Raw genomic sequence first — 20,779 nt, 5'->3', positions numbered from 1 at the left:
GTGAATGTCCGGTCATTCGCCGAGGTAATGACGCGCCGAGAACTCGGGTTTGGCAACAACCGTCAAAAGTAGTCATCCTGCTTCAGTCTTTTGGCAGCCTCTTCTTCGAGAACCCGCGTTGACTGGACATCGCAGGGCATGGTCTCGAAGACATAACCCTTGGCCTCAGGAATGGCGATAACCGCTTGTTTTTCGCTGATCAATGCCGCTCTGGCGCCTTGTGGCATGCCGGGAATGGCGCAGTCTCGGGGATGAAGATGGAATGAGGAGAACACTAGTGTTTCTTGCAGCCCCTCATCCGCATGCGTGAGCGGAAACTCCCACATATATAGAAGGCTCAAGAACGTAAAAAAAGGCCCGCCCAGTACGATCATGCGCAAACTCCTGAATCTTATTTCGCTACGGCCCGGTTTGTATCCTCTTCCAAACTGAGGGGGTAGACGTAAATGCTTCAGCGGATCAACAGAGCTCTGCGCCAAAATGTTCAAAATCACGAACGCGCCAAAGGCCAGAATACCAAGTATCAGGGATGCAAAAAATGTCCATAAAAATACCGATATCACCACTCCTATAGCTTTCTGTGCGGCAGGGAACTGTCCAGCATCGGTTCGGGTGTAACTGACAATAAAGTTATCAGCCAAAATGCTCGAATATTGCCCGATACCGATAGCTATCAACGCAGTCAACAAGGTGAGCCACCAGATATTGGCCAGAAGTTTGGGAATCAGTTTGAAATATCTGATGAATAAAACTGACGAGCTGATAGAGATAATCGCCCATAACCCCCATCCGACCAGTTTGCTGATTGAACTACCGAAGGCTACCCAAAAGGTGAAGACGATCAGCAACAGGAAGGATCCAGCAGTCACGGCAGCCAGGTATTCATCAGTTCCCCACCAACCAAGGCTGTAATTGAGCTTCCACGGAAAATGTTTGAGCCTTGTTCGAATAAACAGCGGAGCCTTCATGTTGCGCCTGATTACTTCGAGAATCAGAGCGGCAATCAAATAGGTTGAAATGTAAACAAGCATCTTCCGTGAACACCCTTTCCTGAAAAAATGCCGACTTTATCTCACGGTCGGCGGTGATGTTCGATCAGATTTTCAGGTTCCCCGCAGCCTCTCTCTACAGCCAGAGGCCACCCGCCGTGGTCGTTTCACACCTCGCCCATCCATTGATCCATAAATTCTCTACGAGGACTTGCACGATCGGTATTATGGTATACCATCAGACGCACAGACACTCTCAATCCCTCAACGGAGCAGCTCATGAGTTTCGAAATTCGCAAGATCGTCAGCTATGTCGAAGAAACCTTCATCGAAGGCGGCAAAGCCACTGACAAGCCAGTGACCATGGTCGGCCTCGCCGTGGTGATGAAAAACCCTTGGGTGGGCAACGGTTTCGTCGAAGACCTCAAGCCGCAGATCCGCGCCAACTGCTCCGACCTCGGTGCGCTGATGGTTGAGCGTCTGGTCGGCATCATCGGCGGTGCGGAAAAGATCGAGGCCTACGGCAAGGCCGCTGTGGTCGGCGCTGACGGCGAGATCGAACACGCCTCCGCCGTGATCCACACCCTGCGCTTCGGCAACCACTACCGCGAAGCCGTCAACGCCAAGAGCTACCTGAGCTTCACCAACAAGCGCGGCGGTCCGGGCACTTCGATCCAGATCCCGATGATGCACAAGGACGACGAAGGTCAGCGTTCGCACTACATCACCCTGGAAATGCAGATCGAAGACGCGCCGCGCGCCGACGAAATCGTTGTCGTACTCGGCTGCGCCGACGGTGGTCGTCTGCACCCGCGCATCGGCAACCGCTACATCGATCTGGAAGAACTGGCCGCCGAAAAAGCCCAGTAACCACAATAAAAAGGCATTGCAGGAGCGCTCCATGATTCGGCTCACCGCTGAACTCACCCCGGCTGGCACCAGTTACCTGGCGACCGGCCAAGGCCAGCCCGTGGTTTTGATCCACGGCGTGGGCCTGAACAAAGAAATGTGGGGCGGGCAGATTGTCGGCCTGTCCAGCCAATATCAAGTGATCGCCTACGACATGCTCGGCCATGGCGCCAGCCCGCGACCGGCCAGCGGCACCAACCTGCTCGGTTACGCCGATCAGTTGCTGGAGCTGCTCGATCACCTGAATTTGCCACAGGCCGCAGTGATCGGTTTCTCCATGGGCGGTCTGGTCGCGCGGGCCTTTGCCCTGCATTACCCGCAGCGCCTGCAAAGCCTGGTGGTGTTGAACAGCGTGTTCAACCGCAGTGAAGAACAGCGTGCCGGTGTCATCGCTCGTACCGCGCAAGCGGCCGAACACGGCCCGGACGCCAATGCCGAAGCGGCGCTGTCACGCTGGTTCAGCCGCGAGTATCAGGCGGCCAATCCGGCGCAGATCGCCGCATTGCGCCAGACCCTCGCCAATAATGATCCGCAGGGTTACCTGACCACTTATGAATTGTTCGCCACCCAAGACATGTACCGCGCCGACGACCTGGGCAGCATTCAGGCGCCGACGCTGATCGCCACGGGCGAACTCGACCCCGGTTCGACCCCGGAAATGGCCGAGCAACTGGCACGACGCATCCCCGGTGCAAAGGTTGCCGTGCTGCCCGAGCAACGGCATATGATGCCCGTAGAGTCGCCGCGTCTGGTCAATCAGACGCTGCTGGAATTTCTCCAATTCGCACACTCCCGACAAAACCATATAAAGGGGATCGTTGCATGACACTCGCACGCTTCCAGATGTGCATCGGCGGAGAATGGGTCGACGCCCTCTCCGGGAAAACCTTCGAAAGCCTCAATCCGGCCACGGCGCAAGCCTGGGCCGAACTGCCTGACGCCGATGAGGCGGACGTCGAACGCGCCGTGCAATCGGCACAGACTGCTTTCGACAGCCCGGCGTGGCGCGGCCTGACCGCCACCGCACGCGGCAAGTTACTGCGCCGTCTCGGTGATTTGATCGCAGAGAACAAGGAACAACTGGCGCAGCTGGAAAGCCGCGACAACGGCAAGCTGATCCGCGAAACCCGTGGTCAGGTCAGCTATCTGCCGGAGTTTTTCCACTACACCGCCGGCCTTGCCGACAAGCTTGAAGGCGGCACGTTGCCGCTGGATAAGCCGGATTTGTTCGCTTACACCGTGCACGAAGCGATGGGCGTGGTCGCGGCGATCATTCCGTGGAACAGCCCGCTGTACCTGACCGCGATCAAACTCGCCCCGGCCCTGGCCGCCGGCAACACGATTGTGATCAAGCCGTCCGAACACGCCTCGGCAACCATTCTTGAGCTGGCGCGGCTGGCCCTCGAAGCGGGGATTCCGCCGGGTGTGGTCAACGTCGTCACCGGTTACGGCCCGAGTACTGGCGCCGCCCTCACCCGCCATCCGCTGATTCGCAAGATCGCCTTCACCGGCGGCGCGGCGACGGCGCGGCATGTGGTGCGCAGCAGCGCGGAGAACTTCGCCAAGCTGTCGCTGGAACTGGGCGGCAAGTCGCCGAACATCATCTTCGCCGACGCCGATCTGGACAGCGCGATCAACGGCGCGATTGCCGGGATCTATGCCGCCTCCGGGCAGAGTTGCGTGTCCGGTTCGCGCTTGCTGGTGCAGGATGAAATCTACGACGAATTCGTCAACCGACTGGTCGAGCGCGCCCAGCGCATTCGCATCGGTAATCCGCAGGAAGACAACAGCGAAATGGGCCCGATGGCCACCGCGCAGCAACTGGCGGTGGTCGAAGGTCTGGTTGCCGATGCTATCGCCGAGGGCGCGCGTTTGCGTACCGGCGGCAAGCGCCCAACGGATCTCGGCGAAGGCTGGTTCTACGAGCCAACGCTGTTCGAATGCGACCGCAATTCGATGAAGATCATGCAGGAAGAAGTCTTCGGCCCGGTGGCTTCGGTGATTCGTTTCAAGGATGAAGCCGAAGCGCTGGCGATTGCCAACGACTCGCAGTTCGGCCTGGCGGCCGGCATCTGGACCCGCGATCTCGGTCGCGCCCATCGCCTCGCTCGCGATGTGCGCTCGGGGATTATCTGGGTCAACACTTACCGCGCGGTGTCAGCGATGGCACCGATCGGCGGCTTCAAGAACAGTGGCTATGGACGCGAAAGCGGCATCGATTCGGTGCTGGCCTACACCGAACTGAAAACGGTGTGGATCAACCTCTCCCAGGCACCGATGCCTGATCCGTTTGTGATGCGCTAGGAGTCCTGCGAAATGATCGAACCCGGCATTTACAAAGACGTCATGAGCTCGTTCCCGTCCGGCGTCACGGTGGTTACTACCGTTGACCCGGAAGGCGGCATTGTCGGCATCACCGCCAGCGCCTTCAGCGCGCTATCAATTGACCCGGCGCTGGTGTTGTTCTGTCCCAACTATGCTTCCGACACGTATCCGGTGTTGCGCGACAGCAAGAAGTTCGCGATCCATTTGCTGTCAGCTGACCAGACTGCCGAGGCCTACGCCTTCGCCGGTAAGGGCAAGGACAAGGCCAAGGACATCGAGTGGCATCTGAGCGAGCTCGGTAACCCGATTCTGGCCAAGGCGACGGCGATCATCGAGTGCGAGTTGTGGCGGGAATACGATGGTGGTGATCACGCGATTATCGTTGGCGCGGTGAAGAACCTGATCCTGCCCGCGCAACCGGTGACGCCGATGATTTACCACAAAGGCAAGCTCGGGCCGTTGCCGACACTGGCCTGACGGATTCACACCACCCCCTGTAGGAGTGAGCCTGCTCGCGATTGGCGGACTGACATTCAACATTGATGTCGACTGATCCACCGCTATCGCGAGCAGGCTCACTCCTACAAGGGATTTGTGGTGACTGGAGGATTTATGAGTAACGAAAAGTACGAAAAAGGCCTGAAAATCCGCACTCAGGTACTCGGTGAAACCTACGTGCAGCGCTCAATCGATAACGCCGACGACTTCACCCGCCCCCTGCAGGAAATGGTCACCGAATACTGTTGGGGCCACGTCTGGGGACGCGAAGGCCTGTCGCTCAAGGAGCGCAGCATGATCAACCTGGCGATGATCTCGGCGCTCAACCGCCCGCACGAACTGAAACTGCATGTACGCGGCGCCTTGCGTAACGGCCTGAGTCGTGAGCAAATACGCGAAATTCTGCTTCAGGTCGGCATTTATTGCGGCGTTCCGGCAGCCGTGGACAGTTTCCGGCTGGCCCGTGAAGCCTTTGCCGAAGCCGACGCCGAAGCCTCAGTTAACCCCTCGGCTGTTTAGATGCCCGTCTGGCATGGACAGCCAACTTAAAGAGCGGACCCCATGAAACGCCAGCCCCTCGACGACAGCTTCAAGGTCAATCGCAACCCCGTTACCCTGCGCGAAATCGTGCTGGACAAACTGCGTAGCGCGATCATGAATTTTCAGCTCATGCCCGGTGATCGTCTGGTCGAGCGCGATCTGTGCGATCGCCTGGGCGTCAGCCGCACCTCCGTGCGTGAAGCCTTGCGTCACCTGGAATCCGAAGGCCTGGTCGAGTTCGCCGATGCCAAAGGTCCGCGTGTCGCCATCATCACATTGGCCGACGCCGTCGATATCTACGAACTGCGCTGCGTGCTTGAAGGTTTGATCGTGCAGCTGTTCACCCTGCGCGCCAAGGCCAAGGACATCAAAGCCCTGGAAAAAGCCCTCGACGACAATCGCAAAGCGTTGAAGGACGGCGAGTTGCAACAGGTCATCGACTCGGTGCAGGGCTTCTACGATGTGCTGCTCGAAGGCTCGGGCAACCATGTTGCGGCCACTCAGTTGCGTCAGTTGCAGGCGCGCATCAGCTACTTGCGCGCGACCTCGGTGTCCCAGGAAAACCGTCGCGGCGCGAGTAATCAGGAAATGGAAAAAATGGTCGCGGCGATCAAGAGCGGCGATCCGCTGGCGGCGCATCAGGCCTGTGTCGATCACGTTCGCGCAGCGGCTGCCGTGGCCCTCGACTATCTCAAGCGCAAACAGGAAGAAACCGGCGCTACGCCCGCGATCACCCTGCCGATCGCGCTGAAAGAACCACGCATAGGTCAATGACATGTTCAGCCCGAGCTTTTGCCCGAAATGCGGTGGCCCTGACCTCGGTCAGCAGATACCGCCGGGCGATACGCACGAGCGCCTGATGTGCCGCGGTTGCGGCTACATCCACTATGTAAACCCGAAGATCATCGCCGGCTGCATCATCGAGCAGGACGGCAAATACCTCTTGTGCCAACGGGCGATTCCCCCGCGCCCGGGCACTTGGACGCTGCCGGCCGGCTTCATGGAAAGCGGCGAGACCACCGAGCAAGCGGCGATCCGCGAAGTCTGGGAAGAAAGCGGCGTGCGTGCGGAAATCGTCTCGCCGTACTCGATTTTCAGCGTGCCGAAGATCAGCGAGGTGTACATCATCTTTCGTGCGATCGCGCAGGAGATCACCGGGCAGTACGGGCCTGAGACCATGGATTACAAATTCTTCGCGCCTGAAGACATTCCGTGGGAACAGATCTATTACCCGGCGATCCGGCAGATTCTTGAGCGCTATATCGAAGAGCGCCAGGCTGGGGTGTATGGGATTTACATGGGCAATGACGACAGCGGCAAGATCCACTTTATCCGCTGATCACGATCTGATCGTTCCCACGCTCCGCGTGGGAATGCCTCTTCGGACGCTCCGCGTTCGGCGTTGAAAGGGACGCGGAGCGTCCCGGGCTGCATTCCCACGCGGAGCGTGGGAACGATCAATACGCGGGGTTTGTGGTGTTGCTTAAGCTGGGGCGATACCTTCGACGATGATGATCTCCGCCCTCGCCCATTCCTCGCGATAACTTTTCGCTTCCTGATACGCCGCCGAGCGATAGCACGCCACCGCCTGCTCATAACTGTCGAATTCAATCACCACGCTGCGTTGCGGCGTCTCGCGCCCTTCCATCGCCTCGCTGCGCCCGCCTCTTGCCAGAAACTTCGCGCCAAACGCGGCGAAGGCTGCCGGCGCGCGCTGGGTGTATTGGCTGTAGTGATCGGCATCGGCTATATCCACATGAGCAATCCAGTACGCCTTCATAGTGACCTCTTTGTTGATTTTGTATTATGGTATACCAATATATTTCCAACGAACCCTGAGAGTCCAGCATGGCCTTCAACAGCATTGAAGAAATCATCGAAGATTATCGCCTCGGCAAAATGGTTTTGCTGGTCGATGACGAAGACCGCGAAAACGAAGGAGACCTGTTGCTGGCCGCCGACCGTTGCACGCCTGAGGCGATCAGCTTCATGGCCCGTGAAGCGCGCGGGCTGATTTGCCTGACGCTCACCGACGCCCACTGCCAGCGTCTGGGCCTGGAGCAAATGGTGCCGGCCAATGGCAGCGTGTTCAGCACCGCGTTCACCGTGTCGATTGAAGCGGCGGTTGGCGTGACCACCGGCATCTCGGCGGCTGATCGCGCCTGCACCGTGGCCGCCGCCGTCGCGCCAAATGCTCGCGCTGAAGACCTGGTGCAGCCGGGCCATATCTTTCCGCTACGCGCCAAGGAAGGTGGCGTGCTGACGCGTGCTGGGCATACCGAAGCCGGTTGTGATCTGGCTCGATTGGCCGGTTTTACCCCGGCCTCGGTGATTGTCGAGGTGATGAACGACGACGGCACCATGGCCCGTCGCCCGGATCTGGAAGTGTTCGCGCGCAAGCACGGGATCAAGATCGGCACCATCGCCGACCTGATCCACTATCGCCTGAGCACCGAGCACACCATCGAGCGGATTGGCGAACGCGAGCTGCCGACGGTGCATGGCACGTTCCGCTTGATCACCTTTGAGGATCGCATCGAGGGCGGCGTGCACATGGCGATGGTCATGGGCGATCTGCGCCGTGAAGAGCCGACGCTGGTGCGCGTGCACGTGATCGATCCACTGCGTGATCTGGTCGGCGCCGAGTACAGCGGGCCGAGCAACTGGACGCTGTGGGCGGCGCTGCAACGGGTCGCGGCTGAGGGGCATGGGGTTGTTGTGGTGCTGGCCAATCATGAGTCTTCGCAGGCGTTGCTGGAGCGCGTACCGCAATTGACCCAGCCGCCACGGCAGTTCAGCCGTTCGCAATCGCGGATTTATTCGGAGGTGGGGACTGGGGCGCAGATTTTGCAGAATCTGGGGGTGGGTAAGCTGCGGCATCTTGGGCCGCCACTCAAATACGCCGGGTTGACCGGGTATGACCTGGAAGTGGTCGAGAGCATCCCCTTCACCGAATAACCCACGACGAACACAAATCCAAATGTAGGAGTGAGCCTGCTCGCGATAGCGGTGTGTCAGTCAACATTATTGCTGAATGTCACACCGCTATCGCGAGCAGGCTCACTCCTACAGGGGGTTTGCATTTCAGATCCATTTCTTCGAACCACGAAAAAGGACAGCCGCCAGATAACCGGTAAGGCAAAGTGCTTGCACAAAGTTTGGAATACCATAATATGATATTCCATAGACCGGACACTCCAACGAACGTCCATCTACTGCTCCCGATAGGCGGGCAACAACGCAAGCCCGCTCAAAAACACAACAATGAGGGCGTGAACATGGTGTTGAACAAAGCTGCAACCGCGATCTTTTTTGCGGGACTGCTCAGCGTCACCGGCCAGGCTGCAATGGCTGCCGAAAGCGTGAACTTCGTCAGCTGGGGCGGAAGCACCCAGGACGCGCAGAAACAGGCCTGGGCCGATCCGTTCAGCAAGGCCAGCGGCATCACCGTCGTGCAGGATGGCCCGACCGACTACGGCAAACTGAAAGCCATGGTCGAGAGCGGCAACGTTCAGTGGGACGTGGTCGATGTCGAAGCCGACTTTGCCCTGCGCGCCGCCGCTGAAGGCCTGCTCGAACCCCTCGATTTCAAAGTCATCCAGCGCGACAAGATCGACCCGCGATTCGTTAGCGATCACGGTGTCGGCTCGTTCTTCTTCTCCTTCGTCCTCGGCTACAACGAGGGCAAACTCGGCGCCAACAAACCGCAGGACTGGAGCGCCCTGTTCGACACCAAAACCTGGCCCGGCAAACGCGCCCTGTACAAATGGCCAAGCCCCGGCGTGCTCGAATTGGCGCTGCTGGCCGACGGCGTGGCCGCCGACAAGCTCTACCCGCTGGATCTGGATCGCGCCTTCAAGAAACTCGACACCATCAAGAAAGACATCGTCTGGTGGGGCGGCGGCGCGCAGTCGCAGCAACTGCTGGCGTCCGGTGAAGCGAGCATGGGCCAGTTCTGGAACGGCCGCATTCATGCCCTGCAAGAAGACGGCGCACCGGTCGGTGTGAGCTGGAAACAGAACCTGGTCATGGCCGACATTCTGGTGATTCCAAAAGGCTCGAAAAACAAGGACGCGGCGATGAAGTTTCTCGCCGCCGCCAGCAGCGCCAAGGGCCAGGCCGACTTCTCCAACCTGACCGCCTACGCCCCGGTCAACCTCGACAGTGTGGAGCGTCTGGATTCGACGCTGGCCCCCAACCTGCCGACTGCCTACGCTAAGGATCAGATCACTCTAGATTTCGCGTACTGGGCCAAAAACGGCCAGGCCATCGCGACACGGTGGAACGAATGGCTGGTCAAATGAAAATGGCGGCCACCGCGTCCCGTCCCTCCACTGCCACCGGGAGCGCGACCTGCGCTGCCGGCTCGGCCCACGGAACCCAGGCGGTTGCGATGCAGCAAGCCCCGTCCCTCAAACAACGCTGGCGCGGCGCCGGCAACCTCGTACCAGCGCTGCTGTTCATCGGCCTGTTCTTTCTCGCGCCGTTGATTGGCCTGCTGTTGCGCGGCGTGCTCGAACCGACCCCGGGCCTCGGCAACTATGAACAACTTTTCGCCAACTCTGCTTATGCGCGAGTGCTGCTCAACACCTTTTCGGTGGCCGGGCTGGTGACACTGTTCAGCTTGCTGCTGGGCTTTCCGCTGGCCTGGGCGATCACCCTGGTGCCGCGCGGCTGGGGGCGCTGGATCCTCAACATCGTGCTGCTGTCGATGTGGACCAGCCTGCTCGCCCGCACCTATTCATGGCTGGTTTTGCTGCAAGCGTCGGGCGTGATCAACAAGGCTCTGATGGCGATGGGCATCATCGATCAGCCGCTGGAAATGGTCCATAACCTCACCGGCGTGGTGATCGGCATGAGTTACATCATGATCCCGTTCATCGTCCTGCCGTTGCAGGCAACCATGCAGGCCATTGACCCGATGATTCTGCAGGCCGGTTCGATCTGCGGCGCCAGTCCGTGGACCAACTTCTTCCGGGTGTTCCTGCCGCTGTGTCGGCCGGGTCTGGCCTCCGGTGGCTTGATGGTGTTCGTCATGTCGCTCGGTTACTACGTCACCCCGGCGCTGCTCGGCGGGGCGCAGAACATGATGCTGCCGGAGTTCATCATTCAGCAGGTGCAATCGTTCCTCAACTGGGGCCTGGCCAGTGCCGGCGCCGCGTTGCTGATCGCGATCACTTTGGTGCTGTTCTACTTCTACCTGAAGCTTCAGCCGGAATCCCCGGTTGGCGCCAGTAACGCGAGGTAAGCCGACATGCTCCTGACCCCCAATGCGATGAGCCGGCGCATGCGCTTCGGCTTGTATGCCACCACCGGGCTGATCGGTCTGTTCCTGCTGTTGCCGATCGTGTTTATCGTGCTGCTGTCGTTCGGCTCTTCGCAGTGGCTGGTGTTTCCGCCGCCGGGCTGGACGCTGAAATGGTACGGCCAGTTCTTCTCCAATCCCGACTGGATGAACGCTGCAGCGGCCAGCCTCAAGGTCGCTGTACTGACCACGATCTGCGCCGTGGCTCTCGGTTTGCCGACGGCGTTTGCGCTGGTGCGCGGACGTTTTCCCGGCCGGGAAATGCTCTACGGTCTGTTCACCCTGCCGATGATTGTGCCGTTGGTGATCATCGCCGTGGCGGTGTACGCGCTGTTCCTCAAGCTCGGTTACACCGGGACCATGTTCGCCTTCGTGGTCAGCCATGTGATTGTCGCGTTGCCGTTCACCATCATCTCGATCATCAACTCGCTGAAGCTGTTCGATCAGTCGATTGAAGACGCGGCGGTGATCTGCGGTGCCTCGCGCCTGCAAGCGGTGTTCAAGGTGACCTTCCCGGCGATCCGTCCGGGCATGGTCGCCGGCGCCCTCTTCGCCTTCCTCGTTTCGTGGGACGAAGTGGTGCTCAGCGTGATGATGGCCAGCCCCACCCTGCAAACCCTTCCCGTGAAAATGTGGACCACCCTGCGCCAGGACCTGACACCGGTGATCGCCGTCGCTTCGACGTTGCTGATCGGCTTGTCTGTTCTAGTCATGGTGATCGCCGCCGCATTGCGCCGGCGCAACGAAATCAGCGCCTGAGCGCCCAGGAGTACGACATGAGTGCCGTGATCAAAGACGCTTCCCAGCAGAACGACAAACCCCTGGTCAGCCTGCGCAACCTGAACAAACACTACGGCGACTTTGCCGCCGTCGACAACATCTCGCTGGACATCAAGGACGGTGAATTCCTCACCTTCCTCGGCTCCAGCGGCTCGGGCAAAAGCACCACACTATCGATGCTCGCCGGGTTTGAAACGCCGAGCAGCGGCGAGATCCTCGTCAACGGTCAATCGCTGGTGAATGTGCCGCCGCACAAGCGTGACATCGGCATGGTGTTCCAGCGCTATTCGCTGTTCCCGCATCTGTCGGTGCGCGACAACATTGCTTTTCCTTTGGCGATTCGCAAACTCGCAGCGGCTGAGCGCGACAAACGCGTCGATGCGATGCTGAAACTGGTGCAGCTTGAGCAGTTCGCGCATCGCCGCCCTTCGCAACTGTCTGGCGGCCAGCAACAACGTGTCGCCATCGCCCGGGCGCTGGTTTACGAACCACGCATTTTGCTGATGGACGAACCGCTCGGTGCGCTGGATAAAAAACTGCGCGAGGATTTGCAAGACGAACTGCGCCAACTGCATCGCCGTCTGGGCATCACCATTGTTTACGTGACCCACGACCAGGAAGAAGCCATGCGCTTGTCGCAACGCATCGCGATTTTCAGTCACGGCAAGATTGTGGGATTGGGCAGCGGTTACGACCTTTATCAGAATCCGCCGAATGCGTTTGTGGCGTCGTTTCTGGGCAACTCGAACTTCCTCAAGCTCAAGGCGCAGGGTAATGCGGCGGCTTCGTTTGAAGGACAGTCATTGTCGATTCGCCTGACCGCTGGGTTGCACACCGATCAGGATGTTTTGCTGATGGTGCGGCCGGAAAAGGCACTGGCGTTGAGCGTGGCGCAAGCAATCAGCGAACCGCTGCCGTCGGGTTGGAATGAGGTATCAGCGAAGGTTGTGGAAGTGTTGTTTCTGGGTGAGAGCCAGACGTGCAGCGTGGTCACTTCGGGCGGGACTTCGATGACAGTCAAGGCCTTGTCCGCTGCCGGCATGCCGCTCAAGGCCGGGGATCCGGTGCAGGTACGCTGGGCCACCGCTGATGCTTGCGTCTACACCGAATGGACCGAAAGCGACCTCAACAAAGCCGCCGGTTCTCACTGAAATCCCCTGTAGGAGCTGCCGCAGGCTGCGATCTTTTGATCTTGCCGTTAAAAACAAGATCAAAAGATCGCAGCCTCGTTTCACTCGACAGCTCCTACAGGAATGCATTGCAAATGTGGGAGCGAGCTTGCTCGCGAAGGGGCCGTGTCAGTCACCAGCAATGTTGAATGACACACCGCATTCGCGAGCAAGCTCGCTCCCACAGGGTCTGCCGTCATTTCAAGAATGTCCCCCTCAGGGCCACCCCAGCGTCGGGCTGCGGTGGCTCTTTTTTTTGCTCTCAAGGCGCGACCGTCACATCGCCCTGCCCACTCTCGGCCAGCGCTGCAGCGACAAACCCTTCAGCCTTCTTGCGCTCGACGAACGCCCGCACATACGCTGCGCCTGCCTCCCGCCCACGGGGCACCGCCATGGCCTGGCGAATCGCCGTGAACGCGCCGTCCAGCACGCGGTAACGCGCGTCGGCATCCGCGACTTTCTGCAATGGCTGACGGACACCGGCGGCGGCATCCAGGTGTTGCTCGATAAACAGGTCAACGGCACCCGCCGAGGTTTCGGCACGCTCCAATTGTGCGTGCTGCAGCGTGCGACTGAGGAACAGGTCGTAGGCTGCGCCTTTGCCAACGGCCAGTCGCAATCCTGGCTGATCGAGATCCTCGACGTTGCGATACGAGGCCTGCGCCTCGACCAGATAAGTCCCTTCAATGATCACGTACGGCTCGCTGAACGCAATCTGCGCCTCACGCACCGGCTCGATGGCGAGGAATGCCAGATTCCATACGCCCTCTTCCAACGCCGCGAAGACCTTGCCCGCCGCATCAAAGGTGCGCATCTCCAGTTCGACACCCAGCTCGGCAGCCAGCGCGATCGCCAAAGCCACCGAAACACCTTGCGGCGCACCATCTGCTCTGCGCTGCGCCAGCACCGGGTTACCGAAGTTGATGGCGGCATGCAGCACGCCGTCGGGCGCGAGATCGGCCATCACGGCCGGGGTGATTACACTCATCGTGTTGCTCCCTGATTGGATAAGAAATCAGTGTGTGTCGTGACTGACAACTGTCGAGGACACAACACCCAGCGGGTAAGCCTTATGTCGGTGCCTGACAGGCACTCAAATGTTCCAGCGCCCGACGCGTCACCGCATCAATGTAAGCCGCGTCACCATAGACCCGCGCCAGCAGAATCGCCCCCTCGTAATCCGCCACCCATTGTCGAGCGGTCAGCAAGGCTTGTCCCTCATCGACCTCGCCTTCCAGCAAATGCGCAAACGCCTTGGCCCATGCATCGAAAAAACCGCGAATCGGCTCCAGCAATTCACTTTTACCGTACGCCGCATCGACCGCCACCACGCCCATCAGGCAACCAATCGAGTCATCCTGAAACAGCCGCGCAGCCTTGCGGCCCATTTTGCTCAGGCGTTCTTGTGGCGTGAGTTTTTCGTCGAAGGCCACGGCAAACAAGGTCTGGTTGATGACCTGATGCGTCCAGTCGAGCACGTCACGCAGCAAGGCCTCCTTGTTCGGATAGTGGTGATAGAACGAAGCCTTGGTAAAGCCGCAAGCGGACGCAAGCACGTCCATGGTGGTGCCATGATAGCCAAGGCGCTTGAAGGTATTGGCGCACCGCAGAAGCAGCTCTTCACGGGGGATTTTCAACGGTCGCACGAGTATTTCCTGATCCGGATAACTGGCGGTGATTCTATGACATAAGCCTGCCCTTCTCAATTTGACGGTTACCAACTGTTCGTTTAGTTTCTATTTACCGAACGGATGGTCAGTAACTGGCCGCCGACAAAAAATCAGGGAGAGCAGAGATGAACGAAGCCAACAGTGGCCCCGGCCGAGTCACCCGCGAACAACGCGGTCAGTTGTTTTTGATCGGTCTGGATCGCGCCGGCAAACGCAACGCATTCGACAGTGCAATGCTGACGGACCTGGCATTGGCCATCGGCGAGTATGAGCGCAATGACGAACTGCGCTGCGCCGTGCTGTTCGCCCATGGCGAGCACTTCACTGCGGGTCTGGACTTGATGGAACTGACGCCAAAACTGGTGTCAGGCGCCTTCAAGTATCCTGAAGAAGGCATCGACCCATGGGGCGTTTCCAAACCGCGCAGGCGTAAACCGGTGGTGGTTGCCATTGAAGGCATTTGCTGGACGGCGGGCATCGAATTGATGCTCAACGCCGACATCAGCATTGCCGCCACCAATGCCCGTTTCGCTCATCTGGAAGTGTTGCGCGGGATCTCACCCGCCGGCGGTTCCACCGTGCGCTTCACCCGCGCAGCGGGCTGGACCGCCGCCATGCGCTACATGCTCACGGGGGAAGAGTTCGATGCCACTGCCGCCCTGCACATGCGCCTGCTGACCGAAGTGGTCGCACCCGGCCAGACTCTGGCACGCGCCATCGAATACGCCGAATGCATTGCCAAGGCTGCGCCTCTGGCGATTCAGGCGACGCTGCAATCGGCGTTTCTGGCGCAGGATCAGGGAGACGATGTGGCACTGTCGAAGCTTGATGAACAACTGCTGGCCCTGATCAAAACCGAGGATGTCCGCGAAGGCGTCATGGCGATGATGCAAAAGCGCGAACCGCAGTTCAAAGGTCGCTGAAGGCTTTGCTCAACTCACTCGGAACAATTTCATGAACACCATGGCCGCAGCCTTCACCGAATCGATCCAGAGACAGGACATCGCCCTCATTGCCCGCGATGGTTATCCGTTGTCAGCCAAGCGCTACAGCGCGCCGGGCGCGGTCAAAGGCAACCTGATCATGGCCGGCGCCACCGGGGTGCAACAGCGTTTTTATCGGCGCTTTGCCGAGCATGCAGCGCGTCAGGGCTTCAATGTCCTGACCCTCGATTACCGGGGCATCGGTGAATCGAAGCCGGCTTCCCTCAAAGGCTTTGAGATGTCTTATCTGGATTGGGCTTATCAGGATCTGGCGGCGGCAGTGGACCTGCTAAGCCAGGAAGCGTTGCCGTTGTATTGGGTCGGCCATTCGTTTGGTGGTCACGCGATTGGTCTGTTGCCCAATCACCCCGCCCTGACAGCTTGCTACACCCTGGGCAGTGGCGCGGGGTGGAGCGGCTGGATGTCCCGAACCGAGGCCTGGAAAATCCGTCTGATGTGGACGTTTGTGCTGCCGGTGATTGTCGCCCGCAAAGGCTACATGGCCTGGAGCATGCTGGGCATGGGCGATGATTTGCCGCTGGGCGTTTACAACGACTGGAAACGCTGGTGCAAATTCCCCCACTACTACTTCGACGACCCCCAGATGAGCCATCTGCATGCGCTCTACGCCGAGGTCACAACGCCATGCGTTTTCGCCACGTCGGTCGATGATCCGTGGGCGCCACCGCGTTCGCGCGATGCGTTTGTCAAAGCCATGGTGAATGCACCGCTGACATTGCTGGATCTGCAGCCGCCACTGGGCAGCAAACCGTACGGGCACATGGGTTACTTCCGCGAAAGCGCACAGCCGTTGTGGGATGAGGTGCTTGATTGGCTGCAAAGCGCCCCTGCACACACCACATAACTTGTAGGAGCTGCCGCAGGCTGCGATCTGTTGATCTTGCTGTTAAAAACAAGATCAACAGATCGCAGCCTCGTTTCACTCGACAGCTCCTACAGGAGTGCATTCCAACTGTGGGAGCGAGCCTGCTCGCGAATGCGCTGTGTCATTCAATGTTGATGTTGACTGACACGGCGTCTTCGCGAGCGAGCTCCCACAGAGGGTTTATGGTGTTTAGGTGATCGGGGAATAGCCTTCGATGTCGTCGGGCCAGGCGGTGAGGATTTCGAAGCCCGTCTCCGTCACCGCCACCATATGCTCCCACTGCGCTGACAACGAGCCATCCTTGGTCAGCACCGTCCAGCCATCCGGCATGTTTTTCACATGACGTTTACCGGCATTGAGCATCGGCTCCACGGTAAAAATCATCCCGGCCTTGAGCTTCATGCCCTGATCGGGAAAGCCGTAATGCAGGATTTGCGGCTCATCGTGATAGACCTTGCCGATCCCGTGCCCGCAATACTCACGCACGACGCTGAAGCCTTCCTTTTCCGCCAACGTCTGGATCGCGTGGCCGATATCGCCCAAGGTGGCGCCCGGCTTGACCACGCGAATCCCCGCGCACATGGCGTCATAGGTAGTCTTGATCAGATGCTGCGCCTCGGGTGTTGCCTCACCGACCACGTACATGCGGCTGGTGTCGCCGAACCAGCCGTCCTTGATCACCGCGATGTCGAGGTTGACGATGTCGCCATCCTTCAACGGCGTGCCCGACGGAATGCCGTGACAGACCACATCATTGACCGAGGCGCAGACGGTTTTCGGAAAACCGTGATAGCCGACGTTGGCCGGCACGGCTTTCTGCACGTTGACGATGTAGTCGTTGCACAGTTGATCGAGCTGATCAGTGGTGACGCCCGCCTTGACGTGTGGCACTAGCATCGCCAGCACTTCAGCGGCGAGTTTGCCGGCAGCGCGAGATTGCGCGATGTCGGCCGGGGTGTTGATCTTGATCTGGTTTCTCATGCGCTGACGGCTTCCTGAGTCAGTTGTTGCAGATCCAGCCCGCCGTTCTGTTCGGCGCGGATCAGCAAGCGGCAAATGGCGCTGTGGTCGAGGTTGGGATGCAGTTCGGCGAGCATGCCGATGCGCATCCAGTGCTCGGCCTGCGCGTTGATCGAGCGGCTGAGGGCGTTGCTGGAGATACGCAGGTTCTCGTGCATGTCCTCTGAAATCTTTACGATGCCCATATATGGATCCGATACGATGTGTATATGGAACGTATATTAGCCAAGCCTTATGCGAAATTGCAAATTAACCCAGCGCCGCGTCGAAAAACGATGAGATGAGCCGACTGGAACGCCGCTCGGCCAGACAATACAAATACGTTTCCGTAAACAGCTCCTCGCCTTCGATTCTGATCGTGCGTATTTTGGGGTCAGCAATAAACTCCGCTTCCGACACCACACCCAACCCCAACCCACGCACCACCGCTTCCCGCAACGCCTCACGACTGCCGATTTCCATGGCAATGCGCGGTTTGACCTGCGCGGCAATCAGCGCCTGTTCCAGTACCAGCCGCGTGGTCGAGCCGGGTTCGCGTTGCAGCAAACGCTGCCCTTCCAGTGCCTCCAGCCGCACGCTGCCACGATTGGCCAGCGGATGCTCATGGTGCGCAAACAAGATGATTGCGTGCCGCGCATAACGCACTGAACTCAACGCCGGATCATCCTGACGCCCAGCCAACACGGCGATATCTGTCACGTAATTTTCCAGATCCGACAACACTTGCGCCGAGTTGCCGACGCGGATCGACACGTCGATGTTCGGATGCTGTTGCAAATAACTGTCGACCATCTCGATCACATGAAACGGCCCCACCGCACCGACCTTGAGCTGGCCGCTGTCGAGCCGCCCGGAATCACGCATCAGGTTATGCGCTTCCAGTTCCAGCAGGGCGATGCGCTGAGCGATAGGCAGCAGTTGCCGACCCACATCCGACAACTCGATCCGCCGCCCACGCCGGTGGAAAAGCTCAACATTGTGCTGACGTTCCAAGGCCTGCACCTGAGTGGTCAGGGTCGGTTGGCTCAAGCCTGACGCCCGCGCCCCGGCACTGAAACTGCCGTGGCGGGCGACGGCGAGAAAGGCCCGCAACTTAGCGCTCGACATCCATAGACTCCATCAATAGTTAACTGCCGTTTCCCATATTGAATTGATTGAATGACTGTCACGTGACAGACCTAGCCTGTGGCAACTCCCAACCACACCGTGGAATGCCATGAAAACAATTAACCAGTTTCTGCGTGCCGCCAGCCTTGCCGTACTTGCCTTGAGTGCCAGCCAGGTCTGGGCCAAGGACAAACTGACCATTGGCCTGATCCCTTCGGAAGACTCCCAAGCGATGATCGAATCGAGCAAACAAGTGCTCGACGATCTGCAAGCCAAAATCGGCATGCCGGTGGTGCCGTTCGTGGCCACCGACTACAACGGCATCATCGAAGCGCTGCGCTCGGGCAAACTCGACGTCGCGTACCTCGGGCCGTTCTCCTACGTGCTGGCGACCTCGGTGGCGGACGTCGAAGCGTTCTCGGTGGCGGTGACCAAGAAGACCGGCCAGAGCGCTTACAAAAGCGTGATTCTGGCACGCAAGGACAGCGGCATTCATTCGCTGGCCGACCTCAAGGGCCATACATTCGCGTTCGTCGACCCGAGTTCGGCATCCGGTCATCTGTTCCCGAAAGCAGGATTGGAGCAGGCAGGGTTCGCCCCGGACACGCTGTTCAAACGGGTGATTTTCTCCGGTTCCCACGACGCCAGTATCCTCGCGGTCGAGAACAAGAAAGTCGACGCCGCCGCCGTGGCTGACCGCATCTTTGCCAGCGCCGTGGCCAAAGGTGTGGTCAAGCAGGATGACTTCGAAATTGTCTGGAGTTCCAGGCCGATCCCCGAATCGCCGATGGTCTGGCGCAAGGCGCTCGATCCGCAACTGAAGAAGAAAATCGCCGACGCGCTGGCTTCGATCAAGGACGTGCCGTGGGGTGATCAGGGCGTGCTCAATGGCTTCCAGCCCACCACCGACGCGTCCTATGACGTGGTACGCGAAACCGCCAAGGTGCTCGATCTCGATTTGCGGAGCATGAAATGATCAGCATCCGTCAATTGACCAAGCATTACGGCAGCAACCCGGTGTTGCGCGGCATCGACCTTGACGTCGCTGCGGGCGAATTCGTCGTGGTGCTCGGTCAGTCGGGCGCCGGCAAATCGACTTTGCTGCGTTGCATCAATCGCTTGGCGCAGGCCGACAGCGGCACGTTGAACGTGGCCGGCATCGACGCCCTCGCCTGCCCTGATACCAGCGTTTTGCGCCGTGAAGTCGCGATGATTTTTCAGCACCACAACGTCGTGCCGCGCCTGAGCGTATTGAAGAATGTGCTGACCGGGCGCCTCGGTTCCGTCGGCACCCTCGCCTCGATTCTGCAACTGTTTCGCCGTGACGATGTGGCGCTGGCAATGCAATGCCTGGAGCGCGTCGAACTGGCGCACAAGGCTGGTGAGCGCACCGATTCGCTGTCCGGCGGGCAGAAGCAGCGCGTCGGCATTGCCCGCGCCTTGGCGCAGCGGCCGCAGGTGATTCTGGCCGATGAGCCGATCGCCAGCCTCGACCCGAAAACCGCGCGACTGATGTTGCAGTACCTGCGCGATGCCACCCGCGAACTGGGCATCACCGTGCTGTGCAATCTGCATCAGGTCGAATACGCCCGCGAGTTTGGCGACCGCGTGGTCGGCCTCGCTCACGGCAGTCTGGTGTTCGATGGCCAAGCGTCGAGCATGACCGAAGCGGATCTGGCGCGAATCTATCCGGGGCAATCCACAGAGTTCTCCGCTGACATCCCGACGCCCACCCTGTCCTACCGCGCTGCCTCGAGGGCCTGAACATGCAATCGCAAAACTATCAGTGGGTCGGCGATCGTCCGCGTGGCCCGCGCAGTTGGCTGACTACGGGCGCCGTCGTCCTGATTGTGCTGTGGACACTGAACTGGAGCGCGCAAGGTGCTCAACTCAGTCTCGGAGAACTTGCAGCGGGATTGCCGCAAATCGGTGATTTCCTTTCACGCACCTTCCCACCGGACCTGAGCATTCTTCCGCGTCTGGTCGCGCCAGCGGTGGAAACCTTGCAGATCGCCATTTGGGGCACCCTGCTCGGCGTGTTGCTGGCGATTCCGCTGTCGTTTCTCGCGGCGCGTAATCTGAGCCGCAATCGTTGGCTGTTTCACACCACGCGTCAGGCGCTGAATTTCACCCGCAGCATCAACGAACTGATCCTCGCGCTGATCTTTGTCTCGGCGGTCGGCCTCGGCCCGTTCCCCGGTGTATTGGCATTGGCGCTGCATGGCCTGGGCATGCTCGGCAAGTTCTTCGCCGAGAGCATCGAAGAGATCGACCAAGGCCCGATTGAAGCGCTGCAAGCGACCGGTGCCCGGCCGCTACAGGTGATCGTGTTTGGCGTTTTGCCGCAAGTCATCACCGCGTGGATTGCCGTGATTCTGTACCGCTTCGAGGTCAACCTGCGCTCGGCCACGGTGCTCGGCATGGTCGGCGCTGGTGGCTTGGGTTTCGAACTGGTGAGCAGTCTGAAGTTGTTCAAATATCAGGAAACCGCGACCTGCATCATCGTTATCACCTTCATGGTGATCGTCGCCGACGCCATCTCCAGTCGCCTGCGCGCGGCTATCCAGAGCGGTTCGGCGCGCTAGCGCAAAGCGGCTA

24 protein-coding genes are annotated in these 20,779 nt (G+C 59.5%); 17 read left to right on the top strand and 7 right to left on the bottom strand.

What is annotated here, in order from left to right:
- Positions 1-62: 62 nt before the first annotated feature.
- Positions 63-1,031, bottom strand: coding sequence for a hypothetical protein (locus ACIPIZ_RS06690; RefSeq protein WP_064392972.1), 969 nt, complete (start codon positions 1,029-1,031; stop codon positions 63-65).
- A 237-nt stretch (positions 1,032-1,268) separates the two neighbouring features.
- Between ACIPIZ_RS06690 and ACIPIZ_RS06685 the strand changes: the two genes are divergently transcribed.
- The 7 genes from ACIPIZ_RS06685 to ACIPIZ_RS06655 all read left to right on the top strand — a co-directional run bounded on the left by ACIPIZ_RS06685 (position 1,269) and on the right by ACIPIZ_RS06655 (position 6,600).
- Positions 1,269-1,859 (top strand): amino acid synthesis family protein, encoded by a 591-nt coding sequence (locus ACIPIZ_RS06685; RefSeq protein WP_007917992.1) that lies wholly within the window; start codon positions 1,269-1,271, stop codon positions 1,857-1,859.
- Positions 1,860-1,890: 31 nt separating this feature from the next.
- The gene (locus ACIPIZ_RS06680; RefSeq protein ID WP_008088048.1) at positions 1,891-2,724 is read left to right on the top strand and encodes an alpha/beta fold hydrolase; all 834 of its coding nucleotides are present in this window, start codon (positions 1,891-1,893) and stop codon (positions 2,722-2,724) included.
- On the top strand, positions 2,721-4,202 hold the full coding sequence (locus ACIPIZ_RS06675) for an aldehyde dehydrogenase (protein ID WP_008088056.1): 1,482 nt from the start codon (positions 2,721-2,723) through the stop codon (positions 4,200-4,202). Before ACIPIZ_RS06680 ends, ACIPIZ_RS06675 begins: the two co-directional genes overlap by 4 nt.
- A gap of 12 nt (positions 4,203-4,214) precedes the next feature.
- Positions 4,215-4,700 carry a flavin reductase family protein gene (locus ACIPIZ_RS06670; RefSeq protein ID WP_016984497.1) on the top strand — a complete coding sequence of 162 codons (486 nt, stop codon included), beginning with the start codon at positions 4,215-4,217 and terminating at the stop codon, positions 4,698-4,700.
- A gap of 135 nt (positions 4,701-4,835) precedes the next feature.
- Positions 4,836-5,240 (top strand): carboxymuconolactone decarboxylase family protein, encoded by a 405-nt coding sequence (locus ACIPIZ_RS06665; protein ID WP_064392973.1) that lies wholly within the window; start codon positions 4,836-4,838, stop codon positions 5,238-5,240.
- A 42-nt stretch (positions 5,241-5,282) separates the two neighbouring features.
- A complete protein-coding gene (locus ACIPIZ_RS06660) occupies positions 5,283-6,035 on the top strand; it encodes a GntR family transcriptional regulator (RefSeq protein ID WP_064392974.1) in 753 nt (250 codons plus the stop codon).
- 1 nt (position 6,036) lies between these two features.
- Positions 6,037-6,600 carry an NUDIX hydrolase gene (locus ACIPIZ_RS06655; protein WP_105705040.1) on the top strand — a complete coding sequence of 188 codons (564 nt, stop codon included), beginning with the start codon at positions 6,037-6,039 and terminating at the stop codon, positions 6,598-6,600.
- Between the two features lie 144 nt (positions 6,601-6,744).
- Here the strand turns inward: ACIPIZ_RS06655 and ACIPIZ_RS06650 are convergent, their stop codons facing one another.
- Positions 6,745-7,041, bottom strand: coding sequence for a DUF1330 domain-containing protein (locus tag ACIPIZ_RS06650; RefSeq protein ID WP_401164622.1), 297 nt, complete (start codon positions 7,039-7,041; stop codon positions 6,745-6,747).
- A 68-nt stretch (positions 7,042-7,109) separates the two neighbouring features.
- Here ACIPIZ_RS06650 and ribBA point away from each other — a divergent pair, with 68 nt between their 5' ends.
- The 5 genes from ribBA (at position 7,110) to ACIPIZ_RS06625 (ending at position 12,497) form a co-directional block, all read left to right on the top strand.
- Positions 7,110-8,219 (top strand): bifunctional 3,4-dihydroxy-2-butanone-4-phosphate synthase/GTP cyclohydrolase II, encoded by a 1,110-nt coding sequence (ribBA, locus tag ACIPIZ_RS06645; protein WP_122660895.1) that lies wholly within the window; start codon positions 7,110-7,112, stop codon positions 8,217-8,219.
- A gap of 320 nt (positions 8,220-8,539) precedes the next feature.
- Complete coding sequence (locus tag ACIPIZ_RS06640; protein WP_064392978.1) at positions 8,540-9,565, top strand: ABC transporter substrate-binding protein; 1,026 nt, start codon at positions 8,540-8,542, stop codon at positions 9,563-9,565.
- Positions 9,562-10,509: an ABC transporter permease gene (locus ACIPIZ_RS06635; protein WP_401164793.1), complete on the top strand. Its 948-nt coding sequence runs from the start codon at positions 9,562-9,564 to the stop codon at positions 10,507-10,509. Before ACIPIZ_RS06640 ends, ACIPIZ_RS06635 begins: the two co-directional genes overlap by 4 nt.
- Positions 10,510-10,515: 6 nt before the next feature.
- A complete protein-coding gene (locus ACIPIZ_RS06630) occupies positions 10,516-11,325 on the top strand; it encodes an ABC transporter permease (protein WP_007918021.1) in 810 nt (269 codons plus the stop codon).
- Positions 11,326-11,342: 17 nt separating this feature from the next.
- On the top strand, positions 11,343-12,497 hold the full coding sequence (locus ACIPIZ_RS06625; protein WP_134173701.1) for an ABC transporter ATP-binding protein: 1,155 nt from the start codon (positions 11,343-11,345) through the stop codon (positions 12,495-12,497).
- A 280-nt stretch (positions 12,498-12,777) separates the two neighbouring features.
- Here the strand turns inward: ACIPIZ_RS06625 and ACIPIZ_RS06620 are convergent, their stop codons facing one another.
- Together ACIPIZ_RS06620 and ACIPIZ_RS06615 are read right to left on the bottom strand one after the other, a co-directional pair.
- Positions 12,778-13,503: a transporter substrate-binding domain-containing protein gene (locus tag ACIPIZ_RS06620; RefSeq protein ID WP_122660897.1), complete on the bottom strand. Its 726-nt coding sequence runs from the start codon at positions 13,501-13,503 to the stop codon at positions 12,778-12,780.
- Between the two features lie 82 nt (positions 13,504-13,585).
- The gene (locus ACIPIZ_RS06615; protein WP_038368069.1) at positions 13,586-14,161 is read right to left on the bottom strand and encodes a TetR/AcrR family transcriptional regulator; all 576 of its coding nucleotides are present in this window, start codon (positions 14,159-14,161) and stop codon (positions 13,586-13,588) included.
- A gap of 149 nt (positions 14,162-14,310) precedes the next feature.
- Here ACIPIZ_RS06615 and ACIPIZ_RS06610 point away from each other — a divergent pair, with 149 nt between their 5' ends.
- Together ACIPIZ_RS06610 and ACIPIZ_RS06605 are read left to right on the top strand one after the other, a co-directional pair.
- Positions 14,311-15,108, top strand: a complete 798-nt coding sequence (locus ACIPIZ_RS06610) for a crotonase/enoyl-CoA hydratase family protein (RefSeq protein ID WP_064392982.1) — start codon at positions 14,311-14,313, stop codon at positions 15,106-15,108.
- A gap of 31 nt (positions 15,109-15,139) precedes the next feature.
- Complete coding sequence (locus tag ACIPIZ_RS06605; protein WP_322846892.1) at positions 15,140-16,033, top strand: alpha/beta fold hydrolase; 894 nt, start codon at positions 15,140-15,142, stop codon at positions 16,031-16,033.
- Positions 16,034-16,243: 210 nt separating this feature from the next.
- Here ACIPIZ_RS06605 and map read toward each other — a convergent pair whose 3' ends face one another.
- The 3 genes from map to ACIPIZ_RS06590 form a co-directional block, all read right to left on the bottom strand.
- Positions 16,244-17,035 carry a type I methionyl aminopeptidase gene (map, locus tag ACIPIZ_RS06600; protein ID WP_122854178.1) on the bottom strand — a complete coding sequence of 264 codons (792 nt, stop codon included), beginning with the start codon at positions 17,033-17,035 and terminating at the stop codon, positions 16,244-16,246.
- A complete protein-coding gene (locus ACIPIZ_RS06595) occupies positions 17,032-17,259 on the bottom strand; it encodes a ParD-like family protein (RefSeq protein ID WP_007918027.1) in 228 nt (75 codons plus the stop codon). The genes map and ACIPIZ_RS06595 overlap by 4 nt, the downstream gene beginning before the upstream one ends.
- Before the next feature lie 64 nt (positions 17,260-17,323).
- Positions 17,324-18,181 carry a LysR substrate-binding domain-containing protein gene (locus ACIPIZ_RS06590; RefSeq protein ID WP_253484445.1) on the bottom strand — a complete coding sequence of 286 codons (858 nt, stop codon included), beginning with the start codon at positions 18,179-18,181 and terminating at the stop codon, positions 17,324-17,326.
- A 109-nt stretch (positions 18,182-18,290) separates the two neighbouring features.
- On the opposite strand from ACIPIZ_RS06590, the gene phnD reads away from it, so the two are divergent.
- The 3 genes from phnD to phnE are packed head-to-tail and all read left to right on the top strand — an operon-like array spanning position 18,291 to position 20,766.
- Positions 18,291-19,157, top strand: a complete 867-nt coding sequence (gene phnD / locus ACIPIZ_RS06585; RefSeq protein WP_105705033.1) for a phosphonate ABC transporter substrate-binding protein — start codon at positions 18,291-18,293, stop codon at positions 19,155-19,157.
- Positions 19,154-19,945, top strand: a complete 792-nt coding sequence (gene phnC, locus ACIPIZ_RS06580) for a phosphonate ABC transporter ATP-binding protein (protein WP_401164619.1) — start codon at positions 19,154-19,156, stop codon at positions 19,943-19,945. Before phnD ends, phnC begins: the two co-directional genes overlap by 4 nt.
- A gap of 2 nt (positions 19,946-19,947) precedes the next feature.
- Complete coding sequence (gene phnE / locus ACIPIZ_RS06575; protein ID WP_105705032.1) at positions 19,948-20,766, top strand: phosphonate ABC transporter, permease protein PhnE; 819 nt, start codon at positions 19,948-19,950, stop codon at positions 20,764-20,766.
- Positions 20,767-20,779: the final 13 nt, after the last annotated feature.

The sequence above is a fragment of the Pseudomonas sp. NPDC087690 genome, from assembly GCF_044743175.1.
In the GTDB taxonomy this organism is placed as follows: Bacteria; Pseudomonadota; Gammaproteobacteria; order Pseudomonadales; family Pseudomonadaceae; genus Aquipseudomonas.
The sequence above is the reverse complement of the archived record's forward strand: the minus strand, read 5'-3'. Positions and strand labels throughout refer to the sequence as shown.